6 protein-coding genes and 1 pseudogene are annotated in these 11,302 nt (G+C 37.0%); 4 read left to right on the top strand and 3 right to left on the bottom strand.

Translation table 11 applies throughout. The features are described from left to right. Positions 1 to 160: 160 nt before the first annotated feature. The 3 genes and pseudogenes from PAE54_RS10065 to PAE54_RS10055 form a co-directional block, all read right to left on the bottom strand. Positions 161 to 1,150, bottom strand: a pseudogene (locus PAE54_RS10065) (RNA-guided endonuclease InsQ/TnpB family protein); the annotation flags it as partial. A gap of 659 nt (positions 1,151 to 1,809) precedes the next feature. Next, a complete protein-coding gene (locus PAE54_RS10060) occupies positions 1,810 to 2,130 on the bottom strand; it encodes a hypothetical protein (RefSeq protein ID WP_326519337.1) in 321 nt (106 codons plus the stop codon). A gap of 99 nt (positions 2,131 to 2,229) precedes the next feature. Next, positions 2,230 to 3,243 carry a WYL domain-containing protein gene (locus tag PAE54_RS10055; RefSeq protein ID WP_326519336.1) on the bottom strand — a complete coding sequence of 338 codons (1,014 nt, stop codon included), beginning with the start codon at positions 3,241 to 3,243 and terminating at the stop codon, positions 2,230 to 2,232. A gap of 186 nt (positions 3,244 to 3,429) precedes the next feature. Here PAE54_RS10055 and PAE54_RS10050 point away from each other — a divergent pair, with 186 nt between their 5' ends. The 4 genes from PAE54_RS10050 to PAE54_RS10035 all read left to right on the top strand — a co-directional run bounded on the left by PAE54_RS10050 (position 3,430) and on the right by PAE54_RS10035 (position 11,257). Further along, a complete protein-coding gene (locus PAE54_RS10050) occupies positions 3,430 to 3,585 on the top strand; it encodes a hypothetical protein (RefSeq protein ID WP_326519335.1) in 156 nt (51 codons plus the stop codon). A 192-nt stretch (positions 3,586 to 3,777) separates the two neighbouring features. Then, positions 3,778 to 7,296: a TM0106 family RecB-like putative nuclease gene (locus PAE54_RS10045; RefSeq protein ID WP_326519334.1), complete on the top strand. Its 3,519-nt coding sequence runs from the start codon at positions 3,778 to 3,780 to the stop codon at positions 7,294 to 7,296. 78 nt (positions 7,297 to 7,374) lie between these two features. Continuing rightward, positions 7,375 to 9,981 (top strand): DUF8426 domain-containing protein, encoded by a 2,607-nt coding sequence (locus PAE54_RS10040; RefSeq protein WP_326519333.1) that lies wholly within the window; start codon positions 7,375 to 7,377, stop codon positions 9,979 to 9,981. Beyond that, complete coding sequence (locus tag PAE54_RS10035) at positions 9,974 to 11,257, top strand: McrC family protein (RefSeq protein ID WP_326519332.1); 1,284 nt, start codon at positions 9,974 to 9,976, stop codon at positions 11,255 to 11,257. Before PAE54_RS10040 ends, PAE54_RS10035 begins: the two co-directional genes overlap by 8 nt. The last annotated feature ends 45 nt before the right edge of the window (positions 11,258 to 11,302 follow it).

The raw sequence follows: 11,302 nt of genomic DNA, 5'->3' as shown, positions 1-11,302 counted from the left end.
TCACGACAAAGGGCGGCTACAGGTGTGCCAGATTCCGCCTGCTTCAAGATGGACATGATCTGACTGTCAGTAAATTTCGATGTTTTCATGCAGAATCTCCTGCTTGTATCTTAAGAGAAAATTCTACTTTTACATCCTTTTATTTTTCGGGGGGATTACCATCCAGGATTGATTTATTCAGTCCCGACTTGGCTTTTACATTCTTTCCATTGTTCTCGATTGTACCTTTTGCTGACTTCGACATATTGGCTACTTTTAAGTCCTCAACTACGATCATTGCGTGGTTTTTGCTGAGAGTTGTACTGACTTTGTGCAAGTAGTCATGCCGAATATTGGCAATACGATGGTGTAATTTATTGATCTTTAAGTTTAGTTTTTTCCAATTTTGACTAAACTTGGTTTTCTTTCTCAACTTGCGTTGAAGCCTAGCCAACTTTACTTGATTGGCCTTGAAACTATTGATCGGGTCAAATACCTGACCACTAGACGTTGTAATTAACTTTTTAACGCCTAAATCAACGCCAATGGCTGATTTAGATGAGTGGATTGGCTGTTCAATAGTCCTGTTGGTGCAAAATGAAACATACCAAAGCCCACAAATTTTTTTAATCGTTACGCTTGTGATTTTGCCAACAATTTCCTGTGATTTTTTAAACTTTATCCAACCTGTTTTTTTAGGCAAAGAAACGCGATCACCGACAACTTCACAATCTTGAAACGGAAGTCTAAAAGATTGCTCACCATCAGCTTTCTTTTTAAAACGTGGCATGAGTGGTCTAAGCTGAACCTCACCACCATCAGGTAATTTAAAAAATCTTGGTTTCTTGGCTTTGAATGGCTTCTGCTTTAACTTGGCTTGTTCTTTTGGGTTGTAGAATTTATCCCATGCGGTAGCAAGATCACGGATTTTTTGTTGTAAACAAGCTGAATATGTATCACCAAGAAAAGAAAACTCAGGTGTTTTTTTGAGGGGTACTAAGTTTTTTTCAATCGTTTCGTAGCGGATAAATTCATCTTTAGCGAACATTTCAAATGATTTGGCGAGAATTTGATTCCACACAAAACGAGCAGAACCTATTGCTTGGTTAAGCCATATTTCCTGTTCTTGATTAGGCAAAAGCCTAAATTTGTAGTGTTGTGAAATCTTCACTAAATCATTGTTTACAAAGGAATTAATATGTTTGAATTTTATCAAAAATAAGCGATAAAAACCAATAAAAACATTAGATTTTTTCATGGCTTACGCCACTCGCTTATATCCCCACCTGACTGTCGGTGGGGGTCTTACGCTAGATTAAGATAATCAGATTAGTGACTATTTACACATCATAAGGGCAACGGAATATATATACAGGCTAAAGCAACTACTCTTTGAAAATTCTCTTTAACTTATCAAACCGTGTAGCAATTCTTCGGAATTGCTACAAACGACAAAAAGTATTTGAAGATTCACTCAAGATCAGTCTCGTTTGAAAATATTTTCATCAGTTTATCTTTTATTGACCAGCTATTATATTTTTTGAAATTGAGTTTGAGTTTCCAAAATCCGTTGGGAAATCTTTTCAAGGCCTCTCGATTCTAATACGCTATAAGATTGGTTTAAAATTTCTCAAATTTGATTTTAGATAAATATTAAATAGCATTGATCATTCAAGATTGTACAGGGAATAGCGAGTAATCAATTTGGTTTGGTGATTGAATTCTACTATCTGGCTATTTTTTATAAAGAAAATGTCAACAGACTCTAACATCAGAGCTGGGTAACTTGTCAGCTCAAGTTTGAGCTAATACATATAAAAACATTAGAATTTAAAGTTGCACAAGAGGAAATCCTAAATCCCAGATAAATACTTTATGTTCTTCTGGAACAGATGTTACTAGAGCTACATCAAATGTAACGTCAGTTCCTAATCTGCCATTTATAATACATTTAGGACCATGCATTAACCATTGCCAATTCTCGTCACCAAGCATGGATCCTACTAACTCTTGCTTCACATCATTGGTAGACATGCTTGTAAGATCTGTTTTTGTTTCGCAAAGCAAGTGACTAGTAATTGAATATTCAGCCACAAATTGTCTGATCTCTATTAGATAAAGATTATCAAATAAGTGAAGATGATCGGTCATTATTTATATCCTTAGCAAATTTTAGTGGAATATTTTCACCGGTCAAATATAGATCACTCTAATGACAATTTTTGTCATTAGAGTGATCTTTTTAAATTTTTACTGATAATGCAGTATCATCGATTTAATTCTTTTATAAATTTCCTGCTGAATATGTAAGGGTTCAACGACTTTTATCCATCCTCCCATACTTAATAACCAGGGTATGAGCAAAATCGTTTCCGGTATGTTTACTTCAACTTGGTACCAACCTTCTGCTGTTAATGGATCTGAGATGACTTGATTTTCTGCCAAAGGCCTTTCTTTGAAATGAAACAAGGCCTCAGGATGTACACGAAGAATTAAACGGATTTTTTCCTGATATTGCCCGATTGGGTGGCTCAATTGATGCGTATCTTCAATATATTGGTCAAGATCAAAAGAAGTGTGCACAGCACTCTGTTGGGACATTTGCATCGCCAAAACTCGTTGTAAGGCAAAATGTTGTGGTGTCGATTCAAACCCTGTGGTTGCTAGAAGATAAACCGTACCATCTTTTACGATCAGGGCAAGGGGACTAACTAATCGCTTAGAATGATTTCCTTTAGCACTCACATAGGTAAATTCAACCTTTCTTTTATTACATATCGCATCAATTGCAGTCTGAAGTATTTCAGGTGAAATTTTAGCCCAGCACCTGCCAATACCATCAGGTAATACCCGAATTGTGTCACGGATACGTTGTGTCATCAGATTTTTCTGATTTAACACATGCGCGGACATGTTGCCGAGGTCATCAATCGCTAATTGACGAATAGGAGAAAGAGGTTTTGCAATGACAGTTCTACTCAACACAAGATTAAGTGCAATTTCATCACGCATAAACCAGCTTGCTACGGCATTAATATTCAAATAATACCTTTTGGGCTGCTCATCCAACACATTAATCAGTGGAAGAACGTCATATTCCCATTTACCAGCACTAAGCTCATTCACATATCTAAACATTGATCGCAGCTTATTGGGTAAAGGCGCTTCAATGGGCCATCTTTCTGCAAGCTGGTTCACTGTCAGAGCTGCTTCTGGTTGTGTTGGAAGAATTTTGAGTAGTAATGCAGCGACATCTAATTTCATTTAATAGTCTTTTAAAAATACAGAACAAAAAAATAATTGCTAATGACATTTTTTGTCATTGGTTAAAAGCATACTAGTTTTATCAAAAGAGTTAAGACGATTCAAATTTTGATATGGAATTTATTTATTCCTGTTTTAAAGCTCTTTCACTTCAATTGGTACAAATAACTTAATTTGAGGAAAATAATGATGAGAACTTATCGAGTAACACTGGCTGCTTATGCTAACGGTGATGGCACACACAGGACCATAGTTGTATCCGCTTATAGCGAGTTTCATGCTTGCCAAGTCGCACAAAATAGCTACCCAGGCTGGTTTGCCATGTCTGCCGAGATTTATTAAATCATGACCCTACTAAAAATTAATCGAGAATTTTTTATATAAGTCTTCTTTTATAAAATTGATTCATATAGATTATTCACCACATTAAATTAATCAATTTTTATAATTCAGCAGTGATTTATAAAAATATATAAATGGTCATTAAATAAAAACCAATTCATCACAAATGATATTTTTTTAAGGGGCTGCTGTATGAAATATCAGGACAATTCTTTTGTATATTCGCCATCTGATTTAATCCTTTTCATGGAAAGTCCTTTTGCATCCTGGATGGAACATCTGGCCTGTGTAGCTCCTGATCAGGCTCCTGAACGCGATGAAACTGACTCTATGTTAGCTTTGCTGCAAGATAAAGGTGGGGAACACGAGTCTGAAGTCCTGGCCGAATTCATTGTAAAAGGTTTGAATGTACAGGACTTAAGCACTGCGAGTAATAAAGAAGCAGCCACCATTGAAGCAATGAAATCGGGTGCTGATGTGATTTTTCAGGCCTGTTTAACTAAAAAACCATTTATGGGTTTTGCAGATTTCCTAATTAAGGTACCAGGTCAAAGTTTATTAGGTGATTACCATTATGAAATATGGGATACCAAACTTTCAAAAACCATAAAACCTTATTTTACTGTACAACTCTGTTGTTATCAGGAAATGATCGAGTCTATACAAGGTAGACGTTCTGAAAATTTTGTTGTGGTATTAGGCAATAAAGAGCCAAAATCGCTTAGAACAGATGATTTTTATTTTTACTATGAATCAATACGTAATGCTTTCTTGCAGACACATGAGCAATTTGACTTAACAAGAAGACCCGATCCGGCAGATTCTAAATCTTGGGGAGCATGGGAAGGTTATGCAAATCAACTATTAAAAGAAGCAGACCATCTTTCACAAGTAGCAACTATCACAAAATCTCAAATCAAAAAACTGAATACTGCCGGTATTTATACCATGCAGGGCTTGGCTGAGAGTCAATTAGAGCGGATTCCAAATTTTAATCAGACTGCATTTGAACGTCTTAAATTTCAAGCAAGGCTGCAAAAATCAAGTGAAGGATTTGAACAACCTAACTATAAAGTACTTGTACCTGAAGAGGGACAAAAGCAAGGACTCTCGCTCTTACCACCGCATTCTGATGCAGATGTATTTTTTGATATTGAAGGGTTTCCATTAGCTGATGGTGGACTAGAGTATTTATGGGGTAATACCTATTTTGATGAGTCAGGTAACCGACAATTTAAAGATTTTTGGGCACACTCAGAGGAAGAGGAGAAACAGGCTTTTAAAGCATTTATTGAGTGGGTCTATGCACGATGGCAAAAAGATCCAAGCATGCACATCTATCATTACGCGAATTACGAGATAGCCGCCTGCAAAAAATTGATGAGCAGATATGGCATTTGCGAATATGAGGTTGATCAGCTATTACGCAATGAAGTCTTCATTGATCTATATAAGATTGTGAAGACCGGTTTGATTATCGGTGAGCCCAAATACTCTATTAAGAATGTCGAACATTTATATCGTGCCAAACGGCAAACCGAAGTCGGTAATGGAGGAGATTCTGTCGTAGTTTATGAAAACTGGCGCCAGAACCCGGATGGCGAGACTTGGCAAACCTCAAAAATCCTAAAGGATATCCGTGATTACAATATTGATGACTGTAATAGCACTCAGGAGCTGGTGGTTTGGCTGCGAGCACGTCAGTCTGAACACAATATTGCATATTTGGGTAAAACTGAAATAGTCGAACCCGAAGTACAAGATGAGATTACTGAACGCATCAAGCTCAGAGATCGCTTGCTGGAAAAGGCAGCATCTATGAAGGAAAACGATCCTTTAAATGCCTCTCTGATTGAAAATCTTGCCTGGTCTTTAGAATTCCATCGTCGTGAATCCAAACCTGTATTTTGGCGCTTGTTTGATCGTTTAGGCCTCACTGAAGTTGAATTACTTGACGATCTTGATTGTTTAGCCGGTTGTGAACGGTCAGAAAAAGAACCTTTTAAACCTACAAGTAGAGCTAGAAACCTTGCCTATGAATATCAGTTTGATCCTAATCAGGAGTTCAAATTTTCAAACACTAAAGATTTCTATGTGTTAGGTGCAGAAAATGAGGAAGGACAACAATTAAAGGTAACGCTGTTGCCTGAGTTTAGTAACTTCAGTCAAGGTATCATTACCGTTCAAGCCAAAGCAGAACCACCGCAGATTCTGACCTTGATTCCAGATGAATATGTTCGACCAGATCCTATTCCTCAAGCTATTGAAGCCGTAGTGAAGGCATTTGAATCCAACCAGTTGGGTGATTGTGCAATCATCGATTTTATGAAACGAGCGTATCCTCGTATTCATGGTCGGGAAGCAGGTCAACCAATAGCACCAGGTCATGATGAACAAGAGCGATTAAAACAAATTATCTCTGCGATTAGCCATCTAAATAATTCATATCTAGTGATCCAGGGTCCCCCTGGCGCTGGTAAGACGTATACCGGTAAGCATGTGATTGCTGAATTGCTAAGACAAGGTAAAAAAGTGGGGATCAGTTCGAATTCTCATAAGGCAATTAATAATCTATTAATCGGAACTGCTAAATACTGTCATGAAAGTAACATTCATGCATTCTTTGGCTGTACCAAGGATACGGATGATGAGCTGACTCAACTTGGCGTTTCAATTCTTAAGAACAACGAAATCGTCAATCATCTGTCAGAACCCTGTGTAATCGGTACGACTGCCTGGGGTTTCTCTCGAGACGACTTGGAGAATCAGTTCGATTATCTCTTTGTTGATGAAGCAGGTCAGGTTTCAGTCGCTAATTTAATTGGTATGAGCCGGTCCACAAAAAATATTATTCTCATGGGCGACCAGATGCAGCTTGGTCAACCGGCTCAGGGAACGCATCCAGCTGAAAGCGGGTTATCCACTTTGGATTATTTACTTCATGAGACACCAACCATTTCGGAAAAACAAGGTGTATTTTTAGGGACAACCTATCGGATGCATTCCGAAGTTAACCAGTTTATTAGCGATGCGGTTTATGAAAGTAAATTACTGTCGCATCCTGAAAATGATAAACAGATAGTTATAGTGCCTTTGGAAGATAAAGGACCTCTAAACAAAGAAGCTGGTGTTATTTTTATCCCGGTCGAGCATGAGGGTAATACCCAAGCCAGTGATGAAGAAGTTGTTGTAATTAAGCAGGCTGTCAATCAACTGTTAGGACGCCAATTCACCGATAAGAACGGTGATCAGCGGCCAATCTGTTTAGACGATATGTTGTTTGTAGCGCCTTATAACTTTCAGGTTAACAAGCTCAAAAATGTTTTAGGAGATAACGTCAAAGTAGGTAGTGTAGATAAATTTCAGGGACAGGAAGCTCCTATCGTGTTCTTTAGCATGTGTGCGAGTAATGCGAGCGAATCTCCACGCGGTATGGATTTCTTGTTCGATAAGAATCGAATTAATGTCGCTATTTCAAGAGCGCAATCTTTGGCAATTGTTGTTGGTAATCCGTCTTTGACAAATAGCTATGCCGGCAACGTTCAGCAGCAAATGAAAGTGAATATGTTTTGTCAGTTAGTACGCTACGGTATGAGCGATATGGAACATCCAAATAGTCTCGACAGCAGTATTAGTCTGACTGATAAAATGATTAATTTAGAATATTTACCTGATTCAGCTGAGCCAATACAACCAGGCATAGTATTTTGAGTTCTAAGGATCAATCTATAATTTATAGATTTATCTGAATGATATTTAATCCAGCTACAGATTATTGAGATGAATAGAATGAACTTTATTTACAAAGATCAATTTAACCATGAAAAGATAAATAAATATCTGCAAACTTTAGACGAAAGACGTTTAGAGTGGTTCGCTAATGTAATCACAGAAATTAAAAAGAAATTCCCTAATATTGATATTTATTTCGCTGATGGGAATGGAGGAAAAGGATATATAGGATTCGGTATAAAATCAGTGATTGATAAAAAAGATAGAGTAAAAGAGCACTTATTTAATTTCAACTTAGATCCAATTTTAGAAGGGAAATCAGACATCAAGTTTAAAGCATTTATTAATGATGATGAAAAGAGCTTTGATTTTGAGTTTTTCAAGGAGACAAATGATCTAGGTGAAATTCAGTCATGGCTAAACAAAGTGAAAGAATACGTTGATAGTAAAGGGCTGAAATTAAATGGTAATGGTTATTTTCCTAGAGACTATTTAACTCATTCAATAACGTTACTAGAGCAAAAAATTCATGATTTTTTAGCATTATGGCCAATCGAGCGTTTAAAAGGCCTTACACTTGAGAATTATCATCAAGCGAAAAATAAAGAATGTTTTATTACGCAAATTGATAGTTTTGATCCAACACAAGGCGATCCTACTTTTGCTTGTTATTTTGATATTTGGGAACCTATAGGCCTAGGGGATAATGATAAATATCATAACCAAAAGCCCTACTCCTGGAACAAACGACTCGGAGATACCGAAGAACAGGCATTTGATAAACTCAAGCAAGAAATACTCGATATCGTAGATGCCTCTCAGCGCCGTGATTTAAAAGCAATTGACCAAATTCAGTTTACTAAAGGACTGAAATGGATGATTGCATTTTTATATCAAGATTTTAATAATCCTTTTATCATTCCAATTGTGAGTCGGGTAAACACAAAACGTATTGGCTATGATCATTTATACCCTAAATTACCGCTTCCAGAGTTTTTACCTCTTTTACTGGCTGACAAGGGAGAACAGCAATTTTTCCCTTATGTAGAAAAGCTCTTTGCGATGGTAAGAAAAGGCTATCTGGATAACAAACAAAAGAAACAGCAAACTGAAGAAGCAGTGGATGAAGTAATGAATCAACAACCTTTAAACCGTATCCTCTTTGGTGCTGCTGGTACAGGTAAGACATTTCATACCATCAATCATGCACTATCCATTATTGAAAATAAAACCCTTGAATCATTAGAGGATGAAGATCGCACGGCGCTAAAACAACGTTTTGATGAATATAAAGATCAAGGACAAATCAAATTTGTGACTTTCCATCAAAGCTTTAGCTATGAAGACTTCGTTGAAGGGATTCGGGCAGAAACTGATGAACAAGGCAAATTAAAATATCCTATTAAACCAGGAGTATTTAAAGAAATCATTGAGTTGGCTAAAGGAAATGTCCAGTCCAATATTGAAGATGAAATTGATCTATCAAATAAAAGAATCTGGAAGATGTCTTTGGGTAGAGCGGGTATTGAAGATGATTTGTACCGCTCTTGTTTAGACAACAATGTCCTTCTTCTTGGCTGGGGAGATGCAATTAATTTTAGTGAGTGTGAAAATATAAAGGACATTAAGAATAAATTGGCTGAAGTTAATTATCCTAAAGATAGTGAAGATACAGCGGCTGGTTATGTAAATACTTTCAAAAATAAAATCCAGAATGGGGATTTAGTAGTTATTACTGATGGTAATTTAAAATTTAGGGCAATTGCAGAAGTTACTGGACAATATGAATACGATGAAAATCAAGAGTTTGGTTATCATCAGCTTAGAAAGGTCAATTGGCTGAAGACTTTTTCACCAAGTTTGAGAAATGAGGATTACTTTAAGAAAATTTTTTCTCAATCAACGGTTTATAATTTAGAAAATGCTATTGATAAGTCGAAACTATCTGCTTTGTTACAGCCAGAAGCTAAGCATTCTAGTAACTTAGAAAATAAATATGTGTTGATTGTGGATGAAATCAACCGTGGCAACATTTCGCGTATCTTTGGTGAGCTGATTACCTTAATTGAAGATTCAAAACGTGCAGGTGCAGATGAAGCGCTATCAGTTACTTTACCATATTCAAAAGAAGAATTTTCTGTACCTAAAAATGTCTATCTTATTGGAACGATGAACTCATCTGACCGTTCGCTTACAGGTTTAGATGTTGCTTTGCGCCGTCGTTTTACCTTTGTTGAAATGCCCCCAAACCATGAGTTGTTAAGTGATATAGAAATTGATGGACTTAACATTGGTGAACTATTGAAAGTGATGAATCAACGTATTGAGATATTGTTAGATCGAGATCATTGTATTGGTCATGCAAACTTTATGACATTAAATAGTGAATCTACAGTTGAAGATTTAGCTCAAATCTTCAGTCAAAAAATTATTCCTCAATTACAAGAATACTTCTTTGATGACTGGGCCAAAATCAACCTTGTTCTTTTCAATAATGGAATGTTGCAAAGTAAATCCATTCAAAATGGACTTTTTCCAAGCAGCAGTGAAGAAGAGCTCAGTTATCTAGAACAAAAGAAAATTTGGAGTGTAAATCCGAAAGTATTCAATAACATTGAGACTTACCGTGCAATTCTAGGGGCAGGTAGTACAAGTAATGGCTGATTTTACAGTAAGGGAATATGCATTTATCAGTGCCGCGTATGAGGGTTGTCCACAATCCTCAATCGATCATGCTTATGTTCCCGAAAGTGCTTTTAACGCATTATGTACGTTAGCCTCTACCTTTTCCCAGCAAGGAGCACGTCTATTTGAGATCGCTGGGCGTAGAAAGCTTAAACTTGACCAATATGTAGGAATTATCGAAACACCTTGCGGTACACGCCTAGAAATCTTGCCAAAACATATTGATTTAAGCGAAGTTCAGGATGAAGAGCAATTGAAAGAAAAGGAACGTAAACTCCTTAGAAATATGCTAGAAGTTGCTTTACACCTACCGTCACGTGAAGTTGGCGCGGCAAATCTAAGCCGATTTAAACAGCCGATTCATGAGTGGATCATAGAGCAATTTTTAAAAGAATTTCAGTATCTCGTGCAGCGTGGACTACGTTTTGACTATCAGCGGGTAGAGGAAGATCAAAAGTTTTTGCGGGGACAACTTAAACATGCTCAATATATGCGCCAGCCTCCAAGCAGAAAACATATTTTCCCAATTGAACACGATGTTTACGAAGTCAACCGAGCTGAAAATCGTCTCATTAAAACAGCATTAGACGTTGTCTGCAAAAAGACCAGACAGGCGAGCTCTTGGCGTTTGGCACAAGAGTTACGTTTGATGACCAATGAAATTCCCAAAAGCCAAAATATCAAACATGACTTTCAGCAGTGGCAGTCAGGTCGTCTTTTGGCTCTTTACGAGGATATTAAACCTTGGTGTGAACTGATTCTCAGCGAATATATGCCTGTTTCGACACATGGATCGTGGCGGGGTATGAGCCTACTTTTTCCTATGGAAAAGTTATTTGAATATTATGTCGCACATCATCTTAAGAAAGCCCTGCCGGACTATCAGGTAAAGACACAACACGCTTCAGAACACATTTGCACCCATAAAAACCGAGATATTTTTAAGCTAAAACCCGATATTTATCTAAAACATAAAAGCACAGACCAAGGTATTGTTATGGATACCAAGTGGAAATTGCTCAATCAGCAGGATTATCGCTATGGTTTAAAGGATGGGGATATTCAGCAGATGTTCGCCTATAGCCATTTTTATCTTAACCATTCTAGTGATGTTGTTTTAATTTATCCGAAACATAAAAACTTTGATAAGCCATTGGATTTATTTGAATTTAGAGTCGAAACACAGGCGAGATTATGGGTGATTCCATTTGATTTAGAGCAGCCCAACAATACAGAGCTGAAAATCGATTCGTAATCCTACAGTCATTTCTATCTTTATCTAGCGGAATAAATAGCATCA

The organism is Acinetobacter minutum (assembly GCF_035916735.1).
Taxonomy (GTDB): domain Bacteria; phylum Pseudomonadota; class Gammaproteobacteria; order Pseudomonadales; family Moraxellaceae; genus Acinetobacter.
This window is presented reverse-complemented; position numbering and strand designations above follow the sequence as displayed.

Excerpts from the sequence above, each read along its gene's own strand:
- PAE54_RS10060 (WP_326519337.1), bottom strand. The coding sequence starts at position 2,130 with ATGACCGATCATCTTCACTTATTTGATAATCTTTATCTAATAGAGATC.
- PAE54_RS10045 (WP_326519334.1), top strand. The coding sequence starts at position 3,778 with ATGAAATATCAGGACAATTCTTTTGTATATTCGCCATCTGATTTAATC.
- PAE54_RS10050 (WP_326519335.1), top strand. The coding sequence starts at position 3,430 with ATGATGAGAACTTATCGAGTAACACTGGCTGCTTATGCTAACGGTGAT.
- PAE54_RS10040 (WP_326519333.1), top strand. The coding sequence starts at position 7,375 with ATGAACTTTATTTACAAAGATCAATTTAACCATGAAAAGATAAATAAA.
- PAE54_RS10055 (WP_326519336.1), bottom strand. The coding sequence starts at position 3,243 with ATGAAATTAGATGTCGCTGCATTACTACTCAAAATTCTTCCAACACAA.
- PAE54_RS10035 (WP_326519332.1), top strand. The coding sequence starts at position 9,974 with ATGGCTGATTTTACAGTAAGGGAATATGCATTTATCAGTGCCGCGTAT.